This window comes from Microbacterium sp. SSM24, from assembly GCF_025989145.1.
Classification (GTDB): Bacteria; Actinomycetota; Actinomycetes; order Actinomycetales; family Microbacteriaceae; genus Microbacterium.
On sequence record NZ_JAPDNQ010000001.1, the window covers coordinates 1,014,309 to 1,041,081 of the forward strand.

At 67.5% G+C, this 26,773-nt stretch carries 25 protein-coding genes; 9 read left to right on the forward strand and 16 right to left on the reverse strand.

The genetic code is table 11. The features are described from left to right. Positions 1-100: 100 nt before the first annotated feature. A complete protein-coding gene (locus OL358_RS04720) occupies positions 101-2,827 on the reverse strand; it encodes a beta-glucosidase H (protein ID WP_264708787.1) in 2,727 nt (908 codons plus the stop codon). Between the two features lie 317 nt (positions 2,828-3,144). On the opposite strand from OL358_RS04720, the gene OL358_RS04725 reads away from it, so the two are divergent. After that, positions 3,145-4,572 carry a dihydrolipoyl dehydrogenase family protein gene (locus OL358_RS04725; RefSeq protein WP_264708788.1) on the forward strand — a complete coding sequence of 476 codons (1,428 nt, stop codon included), beginning with the start codon at positions 3,145-3,147 and terminating at the stop codon, positions 4,570-4,572. Between the two features lie 49 nt (positions 4,573-4,621). On the opposite strand, the gene OL358_RS04730 is transcribed toward OL358_RS04725, so the two are convergent. Beyond that, positions 4,622-5,332 carry an SDR family oxidoreductase gene (locus OL358_RS04730; protein ID WP_264708789.1) on the reverse strand — a complete coding sequence of 237 codons (711 nt, stop codon included), beginning with the start codon at positions 5,330-5,332 and terminating at the stop codon, positions 4,622-4,624. Between the two features lie 155 nt (positions 5,333-5,487). Between OL358_RS04730 and OL358_RS04735 the strand changes: the two genes are divergently transcribed. The 3 genes from OL358_RS04735 to OL358_RS04745 all read left to right on the forward strand — a co-directional run bounded on the left by OL358_RS04735 (position 5,488) and on the right by OL358_RS04745 (position 8,057). Next, a complete protein-coding gene (locus OL358_RS04735; protein WP_264708790.1) occupies positions 5,488-6,432 on the forward strand; it encodes a LysR substrate-binding domain-containing protein in 945 nt (314 codons plus the stop codon). A gap of 148 nt (positions 6,433-6,580) precedes the next feature. Further along, positions 6,581-7,045, forward strand: a complete 465-nt coding sequence (locus OL358_RS04740) for a VOC family protein (protein WP_264708791.1) — start codon at positions 6,581-6,583, stop codon at positions 7,043-7,045. 22 nt (positions 7,046-7,067) lie between these two features. Continuing rightward, positions 7,068-8,057, forward strand: a complete 990-nt coding sequence (locus OL358_RS04745) for a cyclase family protein (RefSeq protein WP_264708792.1) — start codon at positions 7,068-7,070, stop codon at positions 8,055-8,057. Between the two features lie 48 nt (positions 8,058-8,105). Here OL358_RS04745 and OL358_RS04750 read toward each other — a convergent pair whose 3' ends face one another. From OL358_RS04750 to OL358_RS04760, 3 genes are all read right to left on the reverse strand, one after another. Beyond that, positions 8,106-8,675, reverse strand: coding sequence for an NADPH-dependent FMN reductase (locus OL358_RS04750; RefSeq protein ID WP_264708793.1), 570 nt, complete (start codon positions 8,673-8,675; stop codon positions 8,106-8,108). 126 nt (positions 8,676-8,801) lie between these two features. After that, the gene (locus tag OL358_RS04755; protein WP_264708794.1) at positions 8,802-9,785 is read right to left on the reverse strand and encodes a zinc-binding dehydrogenase; all 984 of its coding nucleotides are present in this window, start codon (positions 9,783-9,785) and stop codon (positions 8,802-8,804) included. An 8-nt stretch (positions 9,786-9,793) separates the two neighbouring features. Continuing rightward, positions 9,794-10,231 carry a MarR family winged helix-turn-helix transcriptional regulator gene (locus OL358_RS04760; RefSeq protein WP_264708795.1) on the reverse strand — a complete coding sequence of 146 codons (438 nt, stop codon included), beginning with the start codon at positions 10,229-10,231 and terminating at the stop codon, positions 9,794-9,796. Positions 10,232-10,371: 140 nt separating this feature from the next. Between OL358_RS04760 and OL358_RS04765 the strand changes: the two genes are divergently transcribed. From OL358_RS04765 to OL358_RS04780, 4 genes are read left to right on the forward strand one after another with little or no spacing between them, the layout of a single operon-like run. Then, on the forward strand, positions 10,372-11,202 hold the full coding sequence (locus OL358_RS04765) for an ABC transporter ATP-binding protein (RefSeq protein WP_264708796.1): 831 nt from the start codon (positions 10,372-10,374) through the stop codon (positions 11,200-11,202). Then, positions 11,199-11,855: an ABC transporter permease gene (locus tag OL358_RS04770; RefSeq protein ID WP_264708797.1), complete on the forward strand. Its 657-nt coding sequence runs from the start codon at positions 11,199-11,201 to the stop codon at positions 11,853-11,855. The genes OL358_RS04765 and OL358_RS04770 overlap by 4 nt, the downstream gene beginning before the upstream one ends. Continuing rightward, entirely contained in the window at positions 11,852-12,526 is a 675-nt protein-coding gene (locus tag OL358_RS04775) for an ABC transporter permease (RefSeq protein ID WP_264708798.1), read from the forward strand. Before OL358_RS04770 ends, OL358_RS04775 begins: the two co-directional genes overlap by 4 nt. After that, positions 12,523-13,422 (forward strand): ABC transporter substrate-binding protein, encoded by a 900-nt coding sequence (locus OL358_RS04780; protein ID WP_264708799.1) that lies wholly within the window; start codon positions 12,523-12,525, stop codon positions 13,420-13,422. The genes OL358_RS04775 and OL358_RS04780 overlap by 4 nt, the downstream gene beginning before the upstream one ends. 78 nt (positions 13,423-13,500) lie before the next feature. On the opposite strand, the gene OL358_RS04785 is transcribed toward OL358_RS04780, so the two are convergent. The 11 genes from OL358_RS04785 to OL358_RS04835 all read right to left on the reverse strand — a co-directional run bounded on the left by OL358_RS04785 (position 13,501) and on the right by OL358_RS04835 (position 26,366). Next, complete coding sequence (locus tag OL358_RS04785; protein ID WP_264708800.1) at positions 13,501-14,103, reverse strand: flavin reductase family protein; 603 nt, start codon at positions 14,101-14,103, stop codon at positions 13,501-13,503. 9 nt (positions 14,104-14,112) lie between these two features. Further along, complete coding sequence (locus OL358_RS04790; RefSeq protein ID WP_264708801.1) at positions 14,113-14,874, reverse strand: maleylpyruvate isomerase family mycothiol-dependent enzyme; 762 nt, start codon at positions 14,872-14,874, stop codon at positions 14,113-14,115. A gap of 3 nt (positions 14,875-14,877) precedes the next feature. After that, positions 14,878-15,714 carry a fumarylacetoacetate hydrolase family protein gene (locus tag OL358_RS04795; protein ID WP_264708802.1) on the reverse strand — a complete coding sequence of 279 codons (837 nt, stop codon included), beginning with the start codon at positions 15,712-15,714 and terminating at the stop codon, positions 14,878-14,880. Next, positions 15,714-16,787, reverse strand: coding sequence for a cupin domain-containing protein (locus OL358_RS04800; protein WP_264710236.1), 1,074 nt, complete (start codon positions 16,785-16,787; stop codon positions 15,714-15,716). The genes OL358_RS04795 and OL358_RS04800 overlap by 1 nt, the downstream gene beginning before the upstream one ends. A gap of 106 nt (positions 16,788-16,893) precedes the next feature. After that, positions 16,894-18,000, reverse strand: a complete 1,107-nt coding sequence (locus tag OL358_RS04805) for an NAD(P)-dependent alcohol dehydrogenase (protein ID WP_264708804.1) — start codon at positions 17,998-18,000, stop codon at positions 16,894-16,896. A 32-nt stretch (positions 18,001-18,032) separates the two neighbouring features. Next, the gene (locus OL358_RS04810) at positions 18,033-19,484 is read right to left on the reverse strand and encodes an aldehyde dehydrogenase (protein WP_264708805.1); all 1,452 of its coding nucleotides are present in this window, start codon (positions 19,482-19,484) and stop codon (positions 18,033-18,035) included. A 90-nt stretch (positions 19,485-19,574) separates the two neighbouring features. Continuing rightward, entirely contained in the window at positions 19,575-20,408 is an 834-nt protein-coding gene (locus tag OL358_RS04815; RefSeq protein ID WP_264708806.1) for a PaaX family transcriptional regulator C-terminal domain-containing protein, read from the reverse strand. A 40-nt stretch (positions 20,409-20,448) separates the two neighbouring features. Then, a complete protein-coding gene (locus OL358_RS04820; RefSeq protein WP_264708807.1) occupies positions 20,449-22,098 on the reverse strand; it encodes a (2,3-dihydroxybenzoyl)adenylate synthase in 1,650 nt (549 codons plus the stop codon). Then, positions 22,091-24,157 (reverse strand): acetate--CoA ligase family protein, encoded by a 2,067-nt coding sequence (locus OL358_RS04825; protein WP_264708808.1) that lies wholly within the window; start codon positions 24,155-24,157, stop codon positions 22,091-22,093. Before OL358_RS04825 ends, OL358_RS04820 begins: the two co-directional genes overlap by 8 nt. Next, positions 24,144-25,697 (reverse strand): FAD-dependent monooxygenase, encoded by a 1,554-nt coding sequence (locus tag OL358_RS04830; RefSeq protein ID WP_264708809.1) that lies wholly within the window; start codon positions 25,695-25,697, stop codon positions 24,144-24,146. Before OL358_RS04830 ends, OL358_RS04825 begins: the two co-directional genes overlap by 14 nt. Positions 25,698-25,775: 78 nt before the next feature. Continuing rightward, positions 25,776-26,366 carry a TetR/AcrR family transcriptional regulator gene (locus tag OL358_RS04835; RefSeq protein ID WP_264708810.1) on the reverse strand — a complete coding sequence of 197 codons (591 nt, stop codon included), beginning with the start codon at positions 26,364-26,366 and terminating at the stop codon, positions 25,776-25,778. A 136-nt stretch (positions 26,367-26,502) separates the two neighbouring features. Here OL358_RS04835 and OL358_RS04840 point away from each other — a divergent pair, with 136 nt between their 5' ends. Next, positions 26,503-26,766, forward strand: coding sequence for a hypothetical protein (locus OL358_RS04840; protein WP_264708811.1), 264 nt, complete (start codon positions 26,503-26,505; stop codon positions 26,764-26,766). Positions 26,767-26,773 lie beyond the last annotated feature (7 nt).

The following is a 26,773-nucleotide window of genomic DNA, read 5'->3' on the forward strand; positions in this document are numbered from 1 at the left end:
TCATATTCAGAGAGTATCGATCCAGGACAGCAGCCGCTCCGGCGAGAAGACCTCCGCCCCGGCACCAGCGGGCGCCGGGCGGAGGCATCCACTGGGGGCGTCAGCGGACTCGCGCCTCGCCGGTCAGCCGGATGTCGTCGGACGATGAGCCGACGTACACCGGGAGCCGCCCGGACGGAGTGCGCCAGCGATCGCGGTCCACGTCCCAGTACGACAAGGATTCCGGCGAGAGCGTCACCGTCACGCGTCGGCGTTCTCCGGGTCGCAGTTCGACCTGTGTCCAGCCTGCGAGCGCCTTCCCCGCCGTCTCGACCTGACGCGTGGGGAGATGGCCGACGTAGACCTGCACGGTCTCGATTCCGGCAACCTTCCCGGCGTTGCGAACGGTCACCTCGACCTCCAGCTTCTTCCCCTTGCCATTCGATCCCTTCGAGGCCTTCACCTGCAGGTTCGCGTACTCGTAGGTGGTGTACGAAAGTCCGTGACCGAACGCGTACTGCGGCTCGATCCCGAATTCCTCGTACCCGCGATAACCGACGAAGATCCCTTCGGTGAACTCCTGATTCACGCCGTCTCCGGGATACTGCTCCGGCGAGCTGACCGGAGTGCTGCCTTCGTCGACCGGGATGGTGATCGGCAGGCGGCCGGACGGATTCACGTCACCGAACAGGATCCGCGCGATGGCGTTGCCCTGCTCCTGCCCGCCGTACCAGGCCTGCAGGATCGCCGGCACTCCGCTCTCCCACTCGGATGTCTGGATCGCCGCGCCCGAGGTGAGGACGACGATCGTGCGGGGGTTGGCCGCCGCGACCTGCCGGATGAGCTCCTCCTGACCGTTCGGCAGATCAAGATCGGGCCGGTCCCCTCCCTCGCTGGAGTAGTCGCGGACGACCACGATGGCCGCCTGCGAGTCGCGGGCGAGCGCCGCCGCCGCGACAGCCTGCGGCGCCACGACGCCTTCGGGCGGAGTCCAGCCGAGTTGGAACGTGGGTCCCGCGTCGGGCACCCCCGACTCGACGGGGTAGGCGAACTCCACTCGCAGGTCGTACTCGGTGCCGCCGGTCAGGTCCACCCTCGCGGTCGTGACCTGGGTCGTCGGGGTGCCGACCGTGGTCGCGACCGGCTCGTCGTCGAGGAACACGGTCGAGGACCCGTTGGTCGCGATGGACAGCTCGTACATGCCGTCGACCGGGGGCGTGAGCGTGCCCGTCCACCGCACCGAGGAATTGCCGTTGATCGACGCCGGTGGCGGGGACAGGTGCGGGGAGTTCGCGTTGAGCCCGCCGAACAGGAAGAAGCCGCCGTACAGGCCGGCATAAGGCTCGATGCGATCGAGAGCCGGTGTGCCGGAGAGCTCCGTGTTGAGGAAGTACTCCACCCGGAGGCCGTCACCCGTTCCGCTGGGCGGCGTCAGGTAGTCCGACGCAATCGGGTCCGGTCCCGGAAGCAGGGCGGCGGATGTGACCGGATCGGTGCCCGGAAGATGGTTCACTGCGACGCCGTCCGCTACGCGCGACTGGATTCCCTCGAGCGGACTCACGGTGTATGTCGGCTTGACGGCTGAGCTTCCGCCTCCTTGAACGACGACGTCGGCATCTGCACCGATGACGGCGATCGACCGCACCCGATCGTCGAGCGGGAGCGCGCTTTCGTTCTTCAGCAGAACCATCCCGCGTTCGGCGATGGCGCGCGCCTCGGCGCCATGCTCCGCCTCGGGCAGTGGTTCGATCACCGGCGGCAGATCGAACAGGCCCAGTGCGTACATCGGCCGCAGGATTCGCAGCACCGCATCATTGATGCGGGACATCGGCACCTCGCCCGCGTTGACCGCGGCAATGAGCGGTCCGCAGAAGAAGCAGTTGCCGGGCTGTTCGTTCGGACTGAAGTTCCCCGGCATCTCCTGGTCCATCCCGCCGAGAATGGCGGGCACAGTGCTGTGAGTTGCGCCGTAGTCGCTCATCACCCAGCCTTGGAACTTCAGCTGCTGCTTCAGGATCATGTTGAGCAGTTCGTCGTTCTCGCAGGCGTACGTTCCGCCGACCTTGTTGAACGAGCACATCGCCGATCCCGGTCGACCATCTCGGACTCCGATCGCGAACGGCCTCATATAGATCTCCTGCAGCGTGCGCTCGTCGATGACGGCGTTGCCGCCGAACAGCCGGTTGGTCTCCTGCGTGTAGACGTTGTAGTGCTTGATGTCGCCGATGACCGGATTGGACTGGATTCCCCGCAGTTGCGCGGCGCCGGTGGTTCCACTCAGCAGCGGGTCCTCGCCGAACGCCTCGAACGCTCGGCCGGCCTGCGCCACCCGCGCGATGTCGACGGCCGGTGACAGCAGCACGTTGTGACCCGTGCTGAAGGCCTCTTCGGCCGCGAGATCGCCGTACTGTTCGGCGAGCGCGGGCGCCCACGTGGCTGCCAGCGAGATGGGGGACGGCAGCTGTGTCGCGCGCTGTCCGTTCACATCCGGGTTGCCGATGCGGGTTCCTGCCGGGCCGTCCGCCATCGTGAGCGCCGGGATGCCCAGGCGTTCGATCGGTGCGTTGTAGAAGCCGAAGAAGTTGTTCAGCTCGCCGTGCAGCATGTCGACCTTCTCCTCGAGGGTCATCCGCTGCAGCATTGCCCGCGCTCGACGAGTCGCCTGCCGGTCCTCGTCCCAGCGGTCTCCCGGGGGCAGGGCCTGAGTGCGGCCGTCGATGAGCTCCTGAGAGGTGCTGGTTTCGTCGGGGGCCGTGTCGTCAGCGGCGATCGAGGCCGTCGGCAGACCCAGAACAGCGGCGGTGCACAGAGCCAGCGCGACGGTCGATCCGCGAGTGGAGGCGCGCAATCTCGATCGCCTTCTGAGCGGGGGCGCCGCCGTGTGTGCGCGTGCGGAATCGTATGAGAGCCTCATCGTCTCGTCCTTCCTTCTGCATGCACACCTGGGGGTGGTGCGCATTACATATGAGGAATAGGCGAGTATTCGATTCGTTGAGGCTCGTCGGGTTCTCGACTCGTGCGCGAGTGTACGCCGATCGGGCGAGACCGCAATCCCCCTGGACGACGCGACGAGGCACCGCGTGCTTCCGATGGGGCATCGGGCTGTCACGGAACTGCGGTCCGCCCACCGGCCCTACGTCCCGGCGCGCTTGTAGCGTGGGACCCATGACAGCTCGGGAGTATGACGTCGTCGTGATCGGAGCCGGCCCGGTCGGCGAGAACGTTGCGGACCGCGCAAAGCACGGCGGTCTGTCGGTCGTCATCGTCGAGAGTGAGCTGGTCGGCGGCGAGTGCTCCTACTGGGCGTGCATGCCGTCGAAGACCCTGCTGCGCAGCGGCGCCGCTCTGCGCGCCGCCCGCGATGTCGACGGCGCCCGTCAGTCGGTCATCGGATCCGTCGATGTGGCGGCCGCCCTTCGCCGGCGCGACGCGATCGTGCACGATTGGGACGACACGTCGCAGGTGGACTGGCTCGAGAAGTCCGGGATCGACCTCGTGCGAGGACACGGTCGCCTCACGGGAGAGCGGGAGGTCTGCGTCCACGGCGGCGACGGCACGGAGTCGATCACCCTCACGGCACGGCATGCAGTCGTCGTGTCGACGGGGTCGGCGGCGTTGCTTCCCGACATCGAAGGCCTGAGGGATGCCGCGCCCTGGACGAGCCGCGATGCCACGGCGGTGCGGGCGGTGCCGTCCTCCCTCGTGATCCTCGGCGGCGGCGTGGTGGGCTGCGAGATGGCGACGCTCTTCTCGTCGTTCGGATGCGCAGTCACCGTGATCGCACGCTCGGGCCTACTCGGCTCGATGGAGCCTTTCGCGGGCGAGGCTGTCGCCCGGGCACTGCGTCAGGTCGGAGTCGACGTACGTACAGGCGTCGATGTCGTGGCGGCATCGCGCGAGCCAGGGGGCGACGTCGAACTCACGATGTCCGACGGATCCCGGCGGCGCGCGGCCGAGGTCCTCGTGGCGACCGGGCGCGTTCCGCGGACAGCTGACCTGGGGCTCGAGAGCATCGGGATTGCTCCCGGATCATGGCTGGGTGTCGACGACACACTCCGCGTACGGGGTGTCGACTGGCTGTACGCCGTCGGAGACGTCAACCACCGCGCGCTCCAGACACACCAGGGCAAGTATCAGGCCCGCGCTGCGGGTGACGCGATCGTGGCGCGCGCCCGCGGAGCGGAAGTCGATGATGCACGATGGGGCAGGCACGTCGCCACCGCCGATCACGCCGCCGTGCCGCAGGTGACCTTCACCGATCCCGAAGTCGCCTCGGTCGGCCACACCGAGTCTTCGGCGCGCGCAGCCGGACTCGACATCCGCGTCCTCGACTACGACCTGTCGTGGGTGTCGGGCGCGAGCACTCACGCCGACCACTATCAGGGACGGGCTCGCGCGATCGTCGACACGGGCAGACGAGTTCTCGTCGGCGCGACCTTCGTCGGGCCCGATATCGCAGAGTTGCTGCACTCGGCGACGATCGCGATCGTCGGCGAGGTGCCGATAGATCGGCTGTGGCATGCCGTTCCCGCGTATCCGACCGTCAGCGAGGTGTGGCTGCGCTGGCTCGAAGAGCTCGGGCGCGAGCGCTGAACAGCGGTGGGTCGCCGTCTCCGGCACCCGCGGCCGTCGTGAAGCCTTCCTAGATGGCCGCGACACCGACGGTGAGACCGCCGCACACGTAGAGGGTCTGCCCCGTCACGAACCCCGAACGCCCGTCGAGGAAGTAGCCCGCGGCGTGCGCCACATCTTCGGGCGTCCCCAGCCGCCCCACCGGCACCGACTCGACGATCGCTCGCGTGCGCGGGGAGTCGGACGGGTTCGCCTTCATGAAAAGCTCGGTTGCGATCGGGCCGGGGCCGATCGCGTTGACGGTGATTCCGCGCGCACCCAATTCCAGAGCCCACACTCGCGTGACGCCGATCAGTCCGGCCTTCGCGGCGGCATAGGCGGTGCGCAGTTCCTTCCCGAGAACTGCGCGGGAGGACATGTTCACGATCCGCCCGAACCCCGCCGCGGCCATCCCCGGCACGAGCGCCTGGGTGCATTGGATCGCTGCTCGGAGGTTGAGCGCGAACGAGCTGTCCAGGTCTTCCAAGCTCTGGCTCTCGAGGGATGCCGGGAACACAGCCCCGACGTTGTTCACCAAGCGAGTGACCGGACCGTCCTCCAGCGTCTCCTTCAGCGCGGCCGCTGTGCTGTCGCTATCCGACAGATCCGCGATCACCGACCTGCCTGCGACGGAGGCGACGCGGTCGATGACCGTGACATCCCACCCCTGCGCGAGGCCGTGCCGAGCGATCGCGAGGCCGATGCCCGCGGCTCCACCCGTGACCAGCAGTCGCTCCACCATGTCAACACGCCCTCCTCGCGAACCGCCCTGTCCTGGCGGAAACGCTAGCCCGTTGTCCCAACCGAACCAGTGCACTCGTCGCTCGTCAAATACCAGTGGTCGCGGCTTTGATACGCGGGGGATAATAATGTCGACCGAATCGGGGAGGATCCGACGTGGAATTGCGAGACATCGAGGCATTCGTCGCGGTCGCCGAGGAACTCCATTTCGGTCGTGCTGCGGCCCGCCTGCACATCTCGCAGCCGCCCTTGAGCAATCGCATCCGACAGCTTGAGGCCGACCTGAAGGTCTCGCTCTTCACTCGCAGCACTCGCAGCGTCACCCTCACGGATGCCGGGCAGCGACTTCTCGGCCCCGCCCGGCAGGTCCTGACCCAGCTCTCCCTCACTCGCGCCGTCGCAGAGGCGATCGTCGCCGGCGAGACCGGCCGGGTCCGCGTCGGATTCGCCGGCGCCTCGACACAGCGATCCCTCCCGATCCTGAGCCGTGCGATTCGAGAGCTCCACCCGGGGATCGAGCTGCAACTGCAGTCGCAGGCGTACGTCTTCACAGCGATGGAGATGCTCCGAGACGGGTCACTGGATCTCGCCTTCGCCCGGTTGCCCTCCCCCGACCCCGACCTCGATTTCCGGGTGATCGAGGTGGAGGAGATCGTCTGCGCATTGCCGACGGGCCACCGCCTGGCACGGCGGGAGAGCGTGCGTCTGACGGACCTGCGCAACGAGGGCTTCATCAGCCTTCCCGACGACCAGGGCTCGATCCTCCAGGCCACGATGTCCGCGCTCTGCGTGACAGCCGGCTTCACTCCGCGGGTGACGCAGTACGCGCCTGACTCCGCGACGGCACTCGCACTCGTCGCCGCGGGGGTCGGCGTCACGATCACGCTGAGCACGGTGCAGCCCGTCCAGCCGATGGAGGTCGTGTACCTTCCGCTGGAGGACATCAGTCCCAGCCACATGTTCGCCACTCTCGCGTGGCGACGCGCGGATCCGTCCCCGGCGCTTCGCACCGTGCTCAAGGCTTCGGAGGGCTCACTGCCGACGCCTGACCTTTCCCGCTTCGCTAATAATCCCTTCCTTATCGGTATTGGACAGGAATAGATGAAGGTCCTTATTCTCGGGGGGAAGCAGCGGAGATCTCCGACTCGAGGACGAGGCGCCTGACGACGCATGGACTTTCGGGCTCACGGTCAGCTGCACGCGCGAGCACATCAACGGATGCGATCGGATCGCACCGAAAGGACACACCATGGCCACTCTGCGTCTCCATCACGTGAACGTCACCTCTGACGACATGAGTATCCTCACGAAGTTCTATGGGGAGGCTCTAGGCCTCACGCTTCTCCCGTCGCCGCCGATGATCGCCACCTCCGCGAGCGGTACCGACGACGGAGACGCAGCGTGGGACGACAGCGCCAAATTCTTCGAGGCCGGCGATCCGACGGAGCTCCAGATCCACGCCACCAAGCGCCAGCCGTACCTCGCCGCCCAGGAGGGGCATTCGGTCAACCCTCTCATCCAGGGCCACTTCGCGTTCCGCACCGACAACATCGAAGAGATCAAGCAGCAACTGACCGACAACGGCATCCCCTTCGACGACTGGGGGATCTGGTCGGTCGAGGGCTGGCACCAGATCTTCCTCACCGATCCTGCAGGCAACATGATCGAGATCCATCAGGTCATGCCTTCCGCCGGCGACACCGAGCCCGGGTGACGCCGGTCGCGCACGATCCGCCATGCCCTCCGACCAGTTCCCCTCCTACCGCGAACTCGGCGACCGCTCGGGCGCCCTCCGCGGCACGGCGTGGGGACTGTTCGGCGAGGGTGACCAGGTCGGCACGCTCAATTTCCTGACATCCGAGCGGGTTCGCGCCGCGCTCGGCTCGGTGCGCAAGGGGCTGCTCCTCAACCTGAACCTTCCGCTCGACGCGTTCGACCCGCCGCTCATCGCCCACCGGGGGGCGATCGAGCACCACGTGTTCGGGTTGAACGAGTTCCACCGGGACGAACGGATCGACAACCTGTTCACGCAAGCCTCGACGCAGATCGACGGGCTGCGGCATTTCGCCCACCCCGATCACGGGTTCTACAACGGCGTCCCGGGTGATCGCCTGATCGCCGGAACCGGGGACCTGGGAATCCAGGCGGTGGCGCAACGGGGAATAGTCGGCCGCGGAGTCCTCGCCGATGTCGCGCGCTACCGTGATGCCGCGGGTCGGCCGATCGAGCAGGATTCCCCCGAGCCCATACCCGTCTCCGACCTCACGGCAACCCTGCGCGAGCAGGGCACGACGCTGCTCCACGGAGACATCCTGCTCATCCGCACGGGGTGGCTCGAACACATCCGTCGCGCCGGGGCGACCCGCGCTGATCCCCTGGCGAGTCCGGGGCTCGCGGCACAGGAGGAGACGGCAGCCTGGCTGTGGGACAACCAGATCGCCTTGGTCGCCGCGGACAACATCGCGCTCGAGCCGTGGCCCGCCACGGAGTCGGCTCTGACGACCATCGCGGAGCAGACCGGCCGTCTCGCCCGGTCCTCGCACACCGGCATGCTCCACCGCATCCTGATTCCCCTGCTCGGGCTGTCCATCGGGGAGCTGTGGGATCTGGACGCGCTCGCGACCGAGTGCGCGGGCTCCGGGCACTACGACTTCCTCGTGACCGCGGAGCCGCTCAACCTCACCGGCGGGGTGGGCAGCCCCGCGAACGCCCTCGCTATCGTCTAACGCAGGCGCCGCACTCTCGGACGGCCGGCGTTGATCCTCGAAGCGCGCTCACGACTGCCGCGGCAGGACGGTCAGCACTCGCTGGATGTGGTCTCGGAACTCGGCCATGTAGTCGCGGAGGAACGCTTCGGTGCCCGCGTTGCGCACGGTGCCGTCCGCGCCGAACACCTCGGCTGAGAAGTGGATGTAGGCCTCCGGGGCGGTCATCTGACGTGCATTGCAGAAGCTGAGCACACCGCGAAGGCTCTGCTGTGCGACGGCCGTGCCGATCTGCCCGACGGATGCTCCGATCACTGCCGCGGGGATGTGATCGAACGAGTTCTTCCCCCATGGTCGCGACGCCCAGTCGATCGCGTTCTTCAATCCGCCGGGAATGGAGCGGTTGTACTCCGGAGTGACGAACAGCACAGCATCCGACCCCTCGATCGCACGCTTCAGGGCGACCGCCTCCGGCGGGAAGTCCTCGTCGTAGTCCTGGCTGTAGAGGGGCAGATCGCGGATCGGGATCTCCGTGAACTCCAGTTCCTCGGGCGCGAGCTTCATGAGCGCGATCGACAGCACCCGATTGATCGACGTCGAGGAGAGGCTCCCGACGAAGTATCCGACCTTGTAAGACATGTGATGCTCCCATCGCGACGTGATCTGACCAGAGTCGTGGCCAGTGTGCGCCGCTTCCTCCGAGTGCGCCACCCTCTTGCGTATCGCGTGCCGGTCACTCGTGTCGAGGTCGGGCGAACACGCTCCTCATCCCGCCCGGTCGTCGATGACGACGACCCCTTTGCCGCCGACCCGGCCCGCTTCCATGTCCTCGTGCGCGGTGACGATGTCGTCGAGGCGGTAGGTCTTGCCCACCGGGATCACCGCCCTCCCGGCCGCCACGGCGTCGAGGAAGTCCTGGAGCGTCTCCGGGGCGAGGTCGGCCGCCTCGCCGGAGTACGCCGTCAGGCGCACGCCGTTGGGGATCCAGTCCATCGGGTAGAAGTTCGGGATCGCCCAGTGGTTGGAGAGCATTCCCGTGAAGCACACGACGCCGCCGGGGCGTACCGCGCGCAGGGTGTCCTTCATCACGTCGACACCCACGAGCTCCACTGCTCCGTCGACCCCGTCGGGACACAGCCGGCGCACCTGAGCGGCGATGCTCCCGTCGTCGATGAGCACATGATCCGCACCGATCGACCGGAGCCGCGCGACCGCCTCCGGCCGGCGGGTCGTGGAGTAGACCGTCATGCCCCGCATCTTGGCCAGGACCGTGAGGGCCAGTCCGATCGACGACGTTCCGCCTCGGATGAGTAGCGACTGCCCTGTCTCCGCCCGGAGGCCCACTCTCAGAGATCCATCGGCAGTCTGGAGCATCTCCGGAACGGCGCCGAGCTGCGCCCACGGCAGAGCACTGGTGAAGGCGATCACCTGGGCGGCCGGGACCGTCACGTACTCGGCGTAGCCGCCGTCGAAGGAGCGCCCCATCCCCCCCATCATCGTGACCACCTGCTCCCCCGGCGCGAACTGGCCACCGGGGGCGGACTCGACGATCCCGGTCGCTTCGATTCCGGGAATCCGCGGGAACGAGCCGCTCGACGCGACGCCGCTGCGGAAGTGTATCTCCGAGCGGTTCAGACCGAACGCCTTCACACGAATCAGCACCTGACCGCTCGACGGCTCCACGATGGGTGCGTTCCTGAGCTCGAGGACACTCGCGGGACCGGGCTCCGGCGCGACGACGGCGCGCATCGTGCGACTCATCGACCCGTCGCGATCGTCGTGCTGGCATCGACCAGACGCTTCTCCAGCTGCGCAAGGGTCGCCTCGGCCGCTGCGAGGTCCTCCGGACCCGGCAGGAGTTCGCCAAGGACGGGATCGACCACCTGGACCGCTTCGTTCAGCGCTCGGCGACCGGCTTCCGTGAGCGTGATCAGAGACGACCGCCGGTCTGCGGGATGAGGGCGCCGCAGGGCGAGACCCGACCGCTCCAGGCGGTCTGTGAGCTTGCTCGCAGCACCCATCGTGATTCCGAGTTCGTCACTGAGTTCGTGGACTCGCCCGCGACCCCCGTGACGATCCAGGATGCGCAGGGCCATCACGTTCGCCATCGACTCGCCACCCGCTGCGATCAGGGCGCGCTCGAGCCGATTCCACAGGTGAGTTTCGTAGCTGACGAGGCGAGAGAAATAGTCCATGGACATGGCGAACCTCCCGATGCCCGAAGTGTATTCCTCGGAACCAACTTCCGGGAAGAGCTCGGTCGCTCCTATGATTTCAATGTCGGGGAAATAGGTTCCAGGGAATGAATCTGACTCCCGCCCCGTTTGGAGTGAGCATGCAGCCTGCTGTATCCCCCGCGATCCGCTACGACCATCTGAGCGTGAGCTATGGCACGCAGCCGATCCTGCAAGACATCGATCTCACCATCGAGGGTGGCAGCTTCGTCGTGCTCCTCGGACCCTCCGGCTCCGGCAAGACGACGCTGCTGCGCACGGTCAACCGCATGGTCGAGCCGTCCGAGGGTCGCGTTCTGCTGGGCGGCACGGACGTCCGAGAGCGCAACCCCGTCGAACTCCGACGGGAGATCGGATACGTGATGCAGGCCAGTGGCCTGTTCCCGCATCGCACCGTCGCGGAGAACATCACGACCGTCCCCCGGCTGAATGGCATGAGCAGGAAGGATGCCGCCCAGCTGGCGACGACGATGCTCAGCCGGGTCGGACTCGACAGCGAGCTGGCGTCGCGGTACCCCGCACAGCTGTCGGGAGGTCAGCAGCAGCGCGTCGGTGTCGCCCGCGCACTGGCAGCCGACACGCGGGTCCTGCTGATGGACGAACCGTTCGCAGCCGTGGATCCGATCACCCGTCGTGCTCTTCAGCGCGAGACGCTGGCGCTCCATCAGCAGACCAAGGCCACCATCCTGTTCGTCACGCACGACGTGGACGAGGCTCTGGCCCTCGGGGATCGGATCATCGTGCTGGCGCAGGGCGGTCGGATCGCGCAGGACGGCACTCCCGGCGAGCTGCTCACGGCGCCGGCCGACCCCTTCGTCGCGGATCTGCTCGGCATCGCCACCGGCGACCGCAGCCTGCACGTGCGAGGGGACGCCGGCTCCGAGCTGGTCGTCGATGGCAGCGGCCGACCGATCGGGATCCTCGAGCGATGAACTGGATCTCGCAGAATCTCGCGCAGATCGGCACGCTCCTCGCAGCGCACCTCGCCATCAGCATTCCCGCGATCCTGCTGACGGTCCTCATCGCCGTTCCTCTCGGCAGGTTCGCGCAAGCCTCGGGACGCGGTCGCGGTGCGCTGCTGGCTGTCACCGGGATCCTCTACGCGATTCCCTCGCTTCCTCTCCTCATCGTCATCCCGATCATCACCGGGCTGCCACTGCGCTCGGCGGCGACGATGATCCTGGCGCTCACCGTCTACGGGGTGGCCCTCCTCGCACGAACGACGGCGGACGCATTCGCGGCCGTTCCCGCCGAATCACTCGAAGCGGCCACGGCCACAGGTCACAACCCGACGGCCCGCTTCCTTCGCGTCGAGCTGCCCCTGGCCGCACCCGTCCTCGTGGCCGGCACCCGAGTCGTGGCGATGAGCACGATCGGTCTCGCGACGATCGGCGCCCTGATCGGCATCCCGTCACTCGGCACCCTGTTCACCGACGGATTCCAGCGAGGGATCGCCGCGGAGGTCGCCACGGGAATCGTCCTGACTCTGGTCGTCGCGCTCGTCGTCGACGCGATCCTGCTCGGTATCGGCCGTGCGACGCAGCCGTGGACCCGCACACTTCGGCGCGAGGGAGCATTCGCATGAATCTCTTCGCCGAGACGATCGCCTGGTTCGCCGATCCCGCGCACTGGGTGGGGCCGTCCGGGATTCCCGCCCGAACCGCTCAGCACATCGCGGTCACCCTGATCGTGACGGTGATCGCGATCATCGTCGCCGTGCCCGCCGGCGCATGGATGGGCCACAGCCATCGCGGACAGGGCACCGTCGCGGCGATCGCCAATGCCGCGCGAGCGCTTCCCACTCTCGGCCTCGTCACCGTGTTCGCGCTGTGGCTCGGGATCGGCCTGCGGGCTCCCCTCATCGCGCTCGTCATCCTCGCCGTGCCCTCGATGCTGGCTGCCTCATACTCCGGCGTGGCCAATGTGCCGCGGTCGACCTCCGATGCCGCTCGCGCGGTCGGCCACACGTCTGTGCAGACGCTGACGAAGGTCGAGCTGCCACTCGCACTCCCGGTCATCGGAGGCGGCATCCAGTCCGCACTTCTTCAAGTCGTGGCCACCGCGACCGTTGCGGCGTACGTCGCCGACATCGGCCTTGGTCGGTACATCTTCGCCGGACTGAAGTCCAGGGACTATCCCGAGATGCTGGCCGGCTCCATCCTGGTCATCCTCCTCGCACTCTCGTTCACCGCGGCCGCGACCGGCCTCGGGAAGCTCCACCGCCATATCATCCGCACACAAGGAGACACCGCATGATCCGCCGTCGTCCGACAGCTCTCGCCATCCTCGTCCTCGGCACCGCTGCCATGCTCGCGTCGTGCGCGTCGGCGGACCCGCTCGGCGCGGGATCCGAAGAGGACGCGGCGATCGTCATCGGCTCGCAGGACTACTACTCCAACGAGATCATCGCGGAGATCTACGCCCAGGCGCTCGAGGAGGCCGGCTACGACGTGCGGCGGGAATTCCGGATCGGACAGCGTGAGGTCTACCTCCCCGAGATCGAGTCAGGTGCCATCGACCTCTTCCCCGAGTACACCGGACCCCTTCTGCAGGTCTGGGAGCCCGACACCCCCGCCCGAAAGGCGGACGACGTCTACGCGGCCCTCGTGGAGACCGTGCCCGACGGTCTGCAGGTCCTGGATCAGTCTGCCGCCACCGACGAGGACAGCTACGTCGTCACGAAGGCGTTCGCCGAGCAGTACGGGGTCAAGAGCATCGCGGATCTCGCGGACGTGCCCGTTCCGCTCACCCTGGGTGGGAACTCCGAAGGCGAGGACCGACCGAACGGGCCCAGCGGCCTGAAGAAGAGCTACGGAGTCGACGTCGGCTTCGCTCCCATCGAAGACGGCGGCGGCCCGCTCACCGTGAAGGCGCTGCTCGATGACCAGGTACAGCTCGCGATCATCTACACCGCCAGCCCGTCGATGTCGTCCTCCGAGCTTGTCGCCCTCGACGACCCCGCCGGCCTCTTCCTCGCCTCGCACGTCGTTCCGATCGCATCAGCCGACCTTCCCAGCGGTGCCGCGGACGTGATCAATCGGATCAGCGCCGCTCTCACTCCTGCGGGCCTTGTGGCGCTCAACACCCAGAGCATCGAGCAGGAGGCTCCGGCCGCGACGATCGCGGCCGCCTGGCTGGCCGAGAACGACTGACCGCCCGGACCTCTCAGTCCGATCATGAGGATCGACGCGGACCCGCCCTGCCGGTGACCTGCTCGGTCCCCGTGCGGATCAGCCGCCCGGCACCGGAGGCAGCTCGGTGATCTCGCCGAGCCGGGTGTAGCGAGGACCGGCGAGCCGCCCGAGGGGGCGGACCAGCTCGGTGTCGATTCGTCCTCCGGTCATGACGTCGTCAGAGACGTGCCAGCCGACGACCCGGCCGACGACGAACTCTCCTCCGGTCGGACTGAAGACGATGGTTCGTTCGTGGACGCACTCCATGCTGATCGGCACGCGCGCAAGCCGTGGGACACTGACGAGTCGCGATGGCGAGAGCTCGAGGCCAAGCAGTTCGGCCTCACTCTCCTCCGGGCCGAGCCAGGTCGAGCTGGAATGCAGCTGCTCGAGCATGTCCTCGCCGGCGATGTTGACGACGTACTCTCGGTCTTCCTCGATGTTGCGGACGGTGTCTTTGCGTCCCGTCGGCCGGCGATTGATCGTGAAACCGAGCATCGCCGGGTGCTGACTCACCCAGGCGAACGAGCTGAACGGTGCGAGATTGACCGGCTTCGGCGCGACTCCCGACGTCACCCAAGCGATCGGGCGCGGGATGACCGAACCGACCAGGAGCCGGTACGTCCCTGCGGCGTCCAGAGTCGAGGCATCGATGAACATCGAGCGCCTCTACAGCCAATCCGGGGGGCGCGGCGGTTCTCCCCCCGATGCCGTGGCCACCCCTCGCATCGATCGCCCGATCCCCCAGCCCACGACATCCGCCGCAGAGCCCACGATGACCAGCGGTTCCGACGCGGCAGCCCCGCCCTCGCTCAGGAGCGAGAAGGTCTCAGCCCGATCCGTCGGTGCCAGGATGATGTCGGGCGTTGTGGCGGTCCGCTTGCGCGTCCACACCTTGATGAGATCTGCCAGCAGCAGATCGTGCAGGACATCGGGAAAGTCCCGCACGCTCGCCCCGTTGCGCAGGTCGACCGCGTGGATCCACACCTCGCGGGTGCGCATCCAGACCGTCTCCGTGGCCGGGACGAGGCGTCCCTGCGCCGTGCGCACCTGGTGGAGCCACGCGGCTTCCGGAAGGTCGCGCCACTCCACGTCCAGATGCACGGCGGCGTGCGCGGCGAGGTGGCGCAGCGCCTCGACCGGGAGCGTCGCACCGAAGGCGATCTCCTCGGCACGCTGCGTGTCGGAGCTGTACATAGGGTTCTCCACCCCAGTGCGCGCCCACTCGACGAGGCGTGCGACCGCGCGCGCGTTGAATCCCACATGAGCCACGAGGTGTCGACGGGTCCACCCCGGAAGGAGGGATGGCTCGTCGAATCGATCGTCAGGGAGTTCGGCGAGCTGACGCGCCCAGACCGCCTGACCCCGACGCATCAGCAGAAGCGATGCGGCCAGTTGCGGGTCGGTGACGTTGTCCGTGCGGGCGGGCATGGCTCACGAGCTCGCGATCACTCGGTTCCGCAAGGTCCCGATACCCTCGACCGCGGTGACGAGGGTCGAGCCGGGCCGAAGGTATCGCGGGGGCTTCCGGGCGTGTCCGACGCCTCCCGGCGTGCCCGTCGCGATCACGTCGCCCGGCTGCAGCGTGAAGATCTGGGAGATGTAGGAGATGAGCGCGGCGGGCCCGAAGACGAGGTCGTCGGTGGGAGTCTTCTGCACCACTTCGCCGTCGACCTCCGCGCTCAGGATCCCGCCCGGCTCGAACTCGTCAGGAGTGACGAGGACGGGGCCGAAAGGTGCGGTGGCTTCGAAGGTCTTGCCCTGGAACCACTCCGGGGTTCGGTACTGATAGTCGCGCATCGTGACGTCGTTCATGATCGAGAAGCCCGCGATCGACGCCGCCGCCTCGCTCTCGTCGACGTTGCGCACGGCCCTTCCGACGACGACGGCGAGTTCGGCCTCCCAGTCGACGGCGTCGGCGGCGTGAGACGGCAGCATGAGATCGTCATAGGGGCCGATGAGCGCCTCGGGGTACTTCGCGAACAGCGTGGGGAACTCGGGGAGCTCCCGGCCCATCTCGAGGATGTGATTGCGATAGTTCAGCCCGACGCAGACGATCTTGCCGGGCTGGGGGATCACCGGGGCCCATGCCGCGCGCGCGAGAGTCTCAGCGTCGTGGACGCGGCCTGATGCCGACGCAGCCACGTCCGTCCAGTCGGGGCGCTGCAGCAGCGCTCCGACGTCCGCGACTCCGTCGATCTCGACGGCTGTATCGTCATCCAGTCGGACCGCGACGGTCGCGCCGTCCACTCGGAGTGTTGCCAGGCGCATCAGATCTCGTCCTTACTCGGGATGTACACCCGGGAGAAACCCAGGCGGTCGATGATGGGGCCATCGTTGAAGCGGAAGAGGTCGAACTCGGTCTCGGCACGAAGCGACCAGGGAACCCAGCTGGGCACGACGAAGAGATCGCCCTTCTCGAGCCGGTGCTCGACATCGCCGAGTATCACCGATCCCCGCCCGTCGAACACCTGCCACACCGAAGATCCGACTTCGTGGCGAAGCGGCGTCTCGGATCCCTCGCGAACTCGGTGGAACTCGCACCGGATGGTCGGCATCACATCGCCACCGGTCGTCGGGTTCACAAACCGGATCGCTGCGTGCCCCTGGTCGACGGTCGCCGGATACCCTTCATCCTCGAGCTTCAACTGCTCGCGGAGCGCCGCATCCGTATACTCCCACCGGTACGCGGCAAGCGGTGAGCTGGTCTTGTCGTCGAGCACCGACAGCGGACGCAGGCCAGGATGAGCCCAGAGTCGCTCGGATCGCGAGATCTCCGGCGAGGCCTCGTCGGTCACCCGCTCGGCGCCGAACTCGAAGAATCCGACGTCGGTGTAGCTGGAGAACGGGATGTCGAGGCCGTCGATCCACGCCATGGGTTCGGCGGTGTCGTTGTGGTGACCGTGGAAGTGCCAGCCGGGCGTGAGCAGCAGGTCACCGCGGCTCATCCGCACCGGATCACCGTTGACCACGGTCCACACGCCCTCGCCCTCGACCACGAAGCGGAACGCATTCTGACTGTGGCGGTGCTCGGGGGCGGTCTCGAATCCGCCCAGGTACTGGATCGCGCACCACAGCGTGGGAGTCGCGTAGGCGGTGCCGGGCAGGCCGGGGTTGACCAGCCCGATCGCGCGCCGCTCGCCACCACGGCCCACGGGCACCAACTCGCCGGAACGCTCGGCGATGTCGAAGAGGGTCTTCCATCTCCAGACATGAGGTCGCGCCACCGGAGCAGGGGTGAAGGGCATGAGGTCGTCCCTCTGCGTCCACAGCGGCGCGAGGCCGTTCGCGTCGAAGTCCCGGTAGAGCTGTTCGAGTTCGGGGGTGTCGGCTGCGCCGTCCATCTGCTGCACGGGTGGTTCCTCTCTGCTGTACGCGGCCCCCGCGGGGGTCCGGACATGGTGCGGGCGGGATCCGACGTGCTCGACGCCGGATCCCGCCCGGGTCTTGCTAGAAGACGACGACCGGCTTCACCGTCGTCCCGGCCGCCGAATCCGCGAATCCCTGATTGATGTCGGCGAGATCGTAGTTGCGCATCAGCTTGTCCATCGGGAAGCGGCCGTCGCGCCACAGCTCAATGAGCTTCGGGATGAACACCTGCGGGACCGAGCTACCCTGGATGATCGTCTTGAACGTCCAGCCCTTCACCAGGGACAACCCGATCTCGAAGGTGGCCTCGGTACCCGGAGCAGCCGCTCCGACGAGGGCGAGGGTTCCACGGAGGCCGAGGCCGTCGGCGGCCTTCCGCAGCAGCTCGGGTCGCGCCGTCGTGTCAAGGACGTAATCCGCACCCGCGTCACCGGTGAGACGCATGATCTCCTCGGTGAGGTCGTTCTCCCGCGTGTTGATGGTGTCGGTCGCCCCGATCTCCTTCGCGAGAGCGAGTCGGTCGTCATGGATGTCGACCGCGATGATGCGACTGCACCCGGCGACCTTGCCCGCCATGATCGCCCCTGCGCCAACGGCACCCGTGCCGATGACGACCAGCGTGCTGTTGAGGGCGGGCTTCAGCTCGTTCAAGATCGATCCGGCGCCGGTCTGGATGCCGCACCCCAGCGGAGCGACGATCTCGAGCGGCACATCCGCGTCGATGCGCACAACGCTCTCCTCGACCACATTCGCGTAGGTCGCGAACGAGGACTGGCCGAAGAAGTGGGACGAGATGACTTCACCGTCGCGGCTCAGCGCGGTGGTGCCGTCGGCTCGTCGACCGGCGAAATCAGCGGCGAAGAGGTTCTCGCAGTAGGCCATCTGACCCGACCGGCACCGCGAGCAGTAGCCGCAGTACGCGGCAGCCAGAAGCACATGGTCTCCGGGCTGCACGGTGCGCACGGAACTCCCGACCTTCTCCACGACGCCGGCGCCCTCGTGGCCGAGCACGGCCGGAAGCGGCGTGGGGTAGACCTGATCGCGCACGATCGCGTCGGTGTGGCACACACCGGTCGCGACCATGCGCACCAGGACTTCGTTCGGTCGCAGGTCGTCGAGCTCGAGCTGCTCGATCACGAGGTCGGCCCCCGCTTCGCGCGCAACGGCGGCCGTCACAGTCATACTCATCAGACTTCACTGTCTCCTGTCGAAAGGCGGGTTCAGAACGGGTACTGCTGGTCGGACGGCTCGATCGTGATCCACTTGAGCTCGGTGAACTCATTGATCACCGCACGACCGTCGAAACGCCCGTAGCCGCTCGCCTTCGTCCCGCCGTACGGAGCCTGGGCCTCGTTCTGGACAGTGGATCCATTGACGTGGACGTGACCAGCCTGGATGCGGTTCGCCACCGCGAGCGCGCGGCTGACGTCGCGTCCGAACACAGCAGCGGCGAGACCGTACTCGGTGTCGTTCGCGACCTGAACCGCCTCTTCGACGCCGGAGACGCGGACGACGGTGGTGATCGGGCCGAACGTCTCCTGGTCGTAGATCGCCATGTCGGGCTTGACGTTGTCGACGATCGTTGCCGGCATCGACGCGCCGTCGGCACGGCCTCCGACCGTCACATCGGCACCCTTCGCGAGGGCATCGTCGATGAGCCCGTTGATGCGACTCCCCGACTCGGGGCGCACCATGGGACCGACCACGACGTTCGGGTCGGCGAGCGGGTCTCCGCTGATCAATTCACGCGTTCGGGCGGTGAACTTCTCGACGAACTCGTCCGCGACCTTCTCATCGACGACGAACCGCTCGGTCGACATGCAGATCTGGCCCTGGTACATGAACGAACCGAAGACCGCCGCGTTCACAGCGCCGTCGATGTCGGCGTCGTCGAGCACGACAAGGGGCGCCTTGCCGCCCAGCTCGAGCAGCGCCGGCTTGAGGTGTCGTGCTGCCTTCTGCGCGATGATCCGGCCGACCGGCGTGGAACCGGTGAAGTTCACACGGCGCACGGCCGGGTGGGCGATAATGGCGTCCACGACGCGGTCGGCGTCGTCGGGGCTGCTCGTGAGGAAGTTCAGCACTCCGGCGGGCACTCCGGCCTCGTGCAGCACCTCCGCGATGATCGCGTGAGTGCGCGGGCTGGTCTCGGACGCGCGGAAGACCACCGTGTTGCCGCACACGATGGGATACGCGATCGCTCGCGCGGCGAGCACTCCGGGACCGTTCCACGGCGCCATGCTGAAGATCACGCCCACGGGCTGACGAACGGTCATCGACAGCGTGCCCGGCTTGTCGGTGGGCAGCGTCTCGCCCTGGATCTGCGTGGCGATACCGGCGGCTTCGCGGAAGAGCTGCGCGGTCAGGAAGACGTTGAAGCCCGCCCACAGCTGTGCCGCTCCCACCTCGGACATCATCGTCTGGATGAACTCGCCCGCGCGTGCCTCGATGATGTCCGCGGCCTTGAGCATGATCGTTCGGCGCTCGGTCGGTCCGCTTTGGGACCACGACTCGAACGCCTTGGACGCCGACTCGACGGCATCGATCGCGTCGTCGACGTCTGCCGCCGCTCCCTCGGTGACAACGTCTCCCGTGAGCGGGTTCGTCCGCGAGAAAGTGCGGCCCTCCCGTGCTCCACGCGCTTCGTTGTCGATGATCAGTTGGGTCTGCATCGGGTGTCCCTTCGTCTTCTTTGACAGGAGATCGTCGTCGCCGTCGGGCGGCTCCGGTGTAACGATAACACGTTGATGCGAGAAAGTGTGTTACATGTTTTGAGTGCGCAGTTCGGTGGTTTCCACGGCCATCCCGACGACCTCGCTCACGTAGGCCACGGCCGCCCCGGCGAGGGCTCGATGGACCGCGAGGAACAGGTCGTGCGCCTCTGCACCCGACCATCCGTCCGGGCGCAGCGCGACCGGCAGAGACGGATCGCGAAACGGGAAGTGCCGGTACGTGCTGACGATCTCGGTGCGCACGGCGAGCGCTGACGGCCCCTCCAGGGTCGGAGCAGACTGCAGGAGGTCGCGGTGCCCTTCGATGAACTCCCGGTAGTCGGTCTCGAGCAGCGAGAGGTCCCAGCACCGTGCGACGAGCGCGCGGTCACGGGCAGGGTCGTCGGTGCGGCTGGCCAGCACGTCGATCGTGGCCGTGGCGAACTCGGCCTGCAGCTTGAGGGCATCCGCCTTCGCGTTTCGGGGCGACAGCCATGTGGAAGGAGTCAGAGGGCCGAAGCCGAGCCACGCCAGCTGCTTCTTCACCTGCTCCCTCACCGTGCGGTCCGACTCGGGCGTCTGGAACACGACCTGGGTCCACCAGCCGTCCCAGTCCTCCTCGTACTCGGCGAAGATACGGGACCTGCCTTCGTCCAGAATCTCGAGCAGGTGATCGCTCAGCCGGTAGATCGTCTCACGTCCGACCTTTCGCGTTGTGAACCATCCCTCCTGCTTGAGGCGGGAGAGGGTCATCCGTGTCGCTGCCGGCTCCACGCCGAGCACGCCGAGCAGGGTGACCAGATCTCCGGCCTTGACTTCGGAATCGACGTATCTCAGATAGTCCCCGAAGATGTCGAGGATCAGCGCGCGCGGTTTCATCAGCATTGCCCTCCTTGGTGACGGCGTGCCCATCGTAGGCCGCCGCTCACCCGATCGCCGTGAGCTTCTCCGCGATCACCTCGCGCAGCGCGCGCTTGTCGATCTTCCCCACCTTGGTCAGCGGGAGCGAGGAGACGACCTCGAGTCGCTCAGGCAGCTTGAACGCGGCGAGACCCTGCGACGTCATGAACTCGCGGAGGTTCTCGAGGCTCAGCTCCTCGGACGAGAGGAGCGTGACGAAGAGGCAGAGTCGCTCGCCCAGCACCGGGTCGGGCATGCTCACGGCCGCGGCGAGATCCACGGACGGCAGCCGATACACGATGTTCTCAACCTCCTCAGCGGAGATCTTCTCGCCGCCGCGGTTGATGATGTCCTTGTCGCGGCCGTGCACCACGAGGTTGCCGTCCGGACGTCGCACGACGATGTCGCCTGAGCTGTACCACCCGTCGACGAACGCCCTGGCGTTGTGCTCGGCCGCCCGGAAGTAGCCTCGCGGCGTGTACGGCCCACGCGTCAGGATGGAACCGCGCGTGCCATCGGGCACATCCCGCCCGGACGAGTCGACGACGCGGATCTCGTCCTCGTCCGAGACGGGCCTGCCCTGCGTGGTGACGATGACGTCTTCGGGATCGTCCAGTCTGGTCATGTTGATGAGACCCTCAGCCATCCCGAACACCTGCTGCAGGGTGGCCCCGAGCTCGGGCTTGACGCGAGCGGCGAGTTCGTCAGGCATCCGCGAGCCTCCCACCTGAAGCACTTGGAGGCTCGCGGGCGCAGCGCCACCACGCTCGCGCTGGTATTCGATCCACCTCTGCGCGACGGCGGGAACGGCAGCCGCGAGGGTCACACCCTCTTGTTCGATCGCCTCGAAGGCGCGAGTGGGCTCAGGGCTGGGGAGCATCACGCTCGTCCCGCCTGCGAAGAGGGCCCCCAGCACGCCCGGACAGGCGAGCGGGAAGTTGTGGCTCGCAGGCAGCGTTCCGAGGTACACGGTCTTCTCGTCGACGCCGGTCACCCGGGATGTGGCGCGGACGTTGTACGCGTAGTCGTTGTGAGTGCGGACGATGAGCTTGGGAAGGCCTGTGGTGCCGCCCGAGAGCAGGAAGCACGCGGGCGAATCGGGATCCGGCCGCCGGTCATCCATGCGCGCGCGCACCCCGTCGTCACCCTCGGTGCGCAGCAGATGCCGCAGGTCGAGGGCGTCGCCTCGCGGTGGGCCGTCGACGAGGATCATTCGGACCGACGGCGTCTGCTGCGCGATCTGCTCCGCAAGCGACTGATGATCGAAGTCCTTGATCACCGACGGCACCACGAGCGCCACCGCATCCGAGTGCCCGGCGAGATAGGTGAGCTCGTGGGATCTGTGTGCGGGCAGCGCCATCACGGGCACGATGCCCGCCCGGAAGCACGCGAGGGTGAAGACGATGAACGGCCAGTCATTCGCCAGTTGGACGAGGACCCGATCGCCGGGTTCGATGCCGAGCGAGAGGAGACGCTCCGCCCCCTCGTCCATGCGCGCGATCAGGTCGGCGTACGTGAGGCGCGTGTCCCCGCTCACGACGGCGACCTTCTCGGGGCGCGCGTCCGCTGCGTCCAGCACGTATTCGCCGAGGGGCCGTCCCTCCCAGATGCCGAGCGCGCGGTAGCGCGCGACGTCCAGCGGTGGCCACGGCGTGATATCCGATGTCTCAGTCACCTTCGGTTCCGTTCTTGCCCACTACCGCAGGAAGGACGACAGCGTCCAATGCGATGAGTCCGTGTGAGGTGGCACGCAGCGGGTTGATCTCGACTTCGGACACCTTCCCGCTCGCCACCAGTCTGCCGATGGTCGCGACGATCTCGCCGAGTGCGCGTCGGTCGATCGGCGGCGCGCCGCGGTGCCCGTCGAAGAGCTCCGCCGTGGCGAGGTCGTCGATCATGTCGGCGACGGCGGCCGGATGCACGGGCGCGGAGCGGATCGAGACATCACCCAATACCTCCGTGGCGACCCCGCCCAGGCCGAGCACGACCACGGGACCGAAGACATCGTCGTGTCGGGCGCCGACGACCAGCTCGATCCCGGGCGCAGCCATCTCCTCGACGAGGAACTCGACCGCTCCCCGCGCCTCCAGGGCGCTCAGTGCTTCATCCATCGCCGTCGCCGAGTCGACGCCGAGCACGACGCCGCCGATGTCACTCTTGTGCATCACGGTCGCGTCGACGAGTTTGACGGCGACAGGGCGATCCAGCGCGCGGAGGGCCGCCTGGGCCGTGTCCCGGGTGCCGCACCGCGATCGTGCCGGTGTCGGGATCCCGAGAGAGTCGAGCAGGTCCTTCGCGCGGACCTCGTCCCACTCGCCGCCCCAGCCACCTTCCGGCTCGGGCAGGGGGACGTGCACAGCGGGCGAGGGGTCGGCCGTGACCGCCTGCAGGCGAGCATCCTCGACGACGGCGGCGAGCGCCCGCGCGAGTGCGGTCGGCCCCCGCACGATCGCGACCTCGGCATTGCGTGCGGACTCCCGCGCGAGGCTCACGTCGGCGAGAGTGCCGTCGACGGCGACGATGATCGGCTTCGACGCAGGAGTACCACTCGCGGCCACCGAGCGCGGCAGATCGACGACCGGCTCGGTGATCGCGTAGACGCCGACGACGTCGATTCCGGGATCACTGCCGACCGCGCCCACGACCTGGGCGAAGGTGTCCCCCGGACGGCCCGTGTCGACGGGGTTGTCCTGATAGGTCAGCGGTGGGAGGAGCTCGCTCAGTCGTGCGCGCGTGGAGCCGGAGAGCTGCGGTAGACGGGCATGGCCGTCGAGGAGACCGTCCGCGATGATCAGACCCGGTCCTGCCTGCGCGGTGACGAGGCCGACACCCGAGGAACGGTTCGCGCGAGCTCGGCCTCGAGACAGTCCGATGGCCGCGGCGACGGCGTGCGACTCGTCGTCCACCATGATCGCGCCGGCCTGCCGCAGGAGGAACCGTGCCGTCCGCCACGACGTCGTGAGGGCCCCGGTGTGGGATCTCGCGAACTCGGAGACGTCGCTGCGTCCGACGATCAGCGCGACCACCGGCTTGACGGCGGCGAGTTGAGCGACCGCCTCCATGAGCTCCCTGCCGTCGGGAATCGATTCGACATGGAGGATGACAGCTCGCGTCTGCTCGTGACCGACCAGGTAGCGCAGCACGTCGGGAGCGGTGACGTCCTGACCTGCGCCCAGCCCGACACCGAGGCTCACACCCGCTCCCTCCTGCTGCAGACCGAACGACAGCACGTGGTTGATGCCGCCGCTGGCGGCGACCACGGCGACAGAACCCGGCCCGAACTCGCGCACGCCCGGAACGAAGCTGGCGAACAGGGATGACCCCGGCACGAAGAACCCGGAGGTATTGGGGCCGAGCACGCGGATACCCGTCTCCGCCACGACACGATCGACATCGTTCGCATAGTCGAGCCCCAGCCCGCCCACCTCCGCGAATCCGCCTGCGCACACGAGCGCCGCCCGGACACCGGCGTCCGCACTCTCTCGCAGCGCGCTCGCCGTCACCGGGGCCGGCACGCACATCACTGCGAGGTCGATCCCGGAGGAAGCGCCCACGGCGTCGGCCACGGATCCAAACATCCCCGGCGCGGGCTTGGCATTGACCAGGCGGACGCCTCCGGGATACGACTCGAGCGACTGGGCCATCGCATGACCCAGCTTGTCCGGACTCGTCGATGCACCGACGACGACGACTCCTCGCGGCTCGAAGAGCGCGCCAAGATCAGACGACGACATCGGCGGCCTCGGTTCGCGCGATCGCGTCAGCCCGACCGGAGAGGATCAGGGTTGCCGCACCAGCATCGTCGAGGTCGTCGTCCAAGATGATCGACGGGATGCCGTACTTCAGGCGCGCCCGCTCCGAGACCAGGTTGCGACTCAACGCGCTGCCACCGACGATGAGCACGGCATCAGCCCCGGGTTCGATCGGCACCGCCGCGGCCAGATGGCTCTCTTGCGGTGCCGTGACCACGAGGACGTCCTCACCGATGGTGAGCGCTGAGCCCGCGGTGTCTTCGACCGTCTTCCGTCCGTGATGATCTCGAACCAGCAAGCCTCTCCCCCTGAGCGTTGCGGCGCCCGCGCGGAGCGGGCTCGTGAGCGGAGGAGCGCCGTGCTCTCTCAGCCAGGAGTCGGTCACGGTGTCGGCGAGACGGGGGTCGCGGCGCCGAACCCGCTCGATGTCGATGCTGCGGGAGAAGAAGTGGAAGGCGAAGTCGAGCGGCTTCAGCGCGTCGTAATAGAAGGAGAAGTGCTCCCACCAGCTCAGGCTCGGTGCCGCGGCCGACTGTATCCGCGCGACGTCCGGCTGCCGCTCGGACTCGTACGAGGTGAACGCCGTGTCGAGGTCGCCGGGCGAGGCTGCGATCGCTTCGGCGAGGGCGACCGCATCCTCCATCGCCATCTTCGTACCCGAGCCGACCGAGAAGTGGGCCGTGTGGACGGCGTCGCCGAGCAGCGCCACGTTGCCCCGATGCCAGTGAGCAGTCCGGCGAGTGCGGAAATTGCCCCATCGCGAATTGTTGGCCACCAGCGGGGCGCCGTCGATGTCGTCCGCGAAGAGCGTGCGCAGATAGTGCTGCGATACGTCGTCGGACGCGCCCGGCGGCGTGGACATGTCGAACCCGTCGAGCTCTGCGCCGCGCCAGGTCGATTCGTCCGTCTCGACGATGAACGTGCTCAGCCCCTGGCCGATGGGGTAGGCATGGGCGGCGAAGTTGCCGTGCTCTCCTCGCCGGTGGAGAAACGTCAGGCCGTCGAACTGATGGGTCGTGCCGAACCAGATGAACTTGGCGTCCGCGGTCTCGATCTCGGAGTGAAGATGAGCGGCGAGGTCCTCACGGATGCGGGAGTTCGCTCCATCAGCCGCGACGACGACATCGAATGTCGAACGGAGTTCGTCGAGCGGAGGAGCCTCCTCCCCGAAGCGCATCTCGACTCCGGCGTCGGCGCACGCCTCCTGGAGGAAACGGAGGAGCACGCGCCGATGGATCGCCGCCATGCCGTTCCCCGCGAACGTGAAGCTCTCGCCTCGGAGCCGCACGCTGATCGACTCCCAATGAACGCCCTCGCGCTCGAGCGCTGTATGAAGGACCGGATCCGCCTCATCGATCTTCTGCAGCGTGCGGTCCGAGAACACGACCCCGAAGCCGAACGCATCCGTCGGCTGGTTTCGCTCGAACAACACGACCTCGATGTCGGGCCGAGCGCGCTTGAGCAGGGTGGAGAAGAACAGCCCGCCGGGTCCGCCACCGACGCAGGCAACACGAATCGTCATTGATTATCCGTCCTGTATATCCGTCCATCATGCAACAGAATGTGGTCGAACATCAAGAACTTGTTATACAAAGACGGACTACTGCCCGGTGCGCGCCGTAGCGAGCGAGGACGCGACAGCGCGCGCGTGCAGCATAACGGAACCACGCCGGCGACCGTCATCGAGGTCGCCGTCCGCAATGACGCGGGAGAGATTCGGCATCACATGCCAGGCGTGGCACAGTGTCACGATCGTGACGAAGAGTTCCTGCGCAGCCCCTCGCTCCACACCCGGCAGCGCGGACATGATCTCGTCGACAACGCGTGTTGCGCGCCGCGAACGCTCCGCGAGCGCGACGATCTCCGTCCCTTCGAGGCCCTCCCACGCCACCAGCCTCGCGAGATCCGGGTCGGCCGCGATCGCGTCGAAGTATCGACCCGCGAAGTCTCCGACGCCCGCCGCGCCCACCCCGCTCACGGAGACGGCGTCGAGTGCGGCGTCGAGTCGCTGTGCGAGAACGGTCTCGAACAGCACGGCCTTGCTGCCGAAGTACGAGTAGATCCGTTCGCGATTCACACCCGCACGGCGGGAGATCTCTTCGATCCTCGCGCCCGCGGGCCCATGCGCGGCGAACTCGGCCGACGCCGCATCCAACAGCAGTCGACGCGTCCGCTCCGTATCCCACGCCACGTCGCGATGGTAGCGACTGCGCGGACTCGATGTCGGGAATAGAATCTCCAACTGAACGATTGGAGATCGTATGGAGCATGACGGACGAGCCTTCGCGGCCGATGAGACGGACTCGCAACATCATCGGCCGGCGGGGGTGGCGTCGGTGCATGTCCGCGCCGTCGTCACCTGGTGCGCCATCTTTCCGCTGGTCGCTGCCGGGATGTCGATCATGGCGTGGGCAGCGCACGACTGGAACCCCCTGCTGCGGGCGCTCATCCTGACCGCGGTCGTCGTCCCCCTGGCGGTCTATGTCCTCGTGCCGCAGCTGCTACGCGCATACACCACCCTCATCCGAGGGCGAGGCTCGCGCGCCGGCCGCGCGCGGCGAGCACGCCGCTCCTCTCGTCCCACAGCCTGATTCCGTC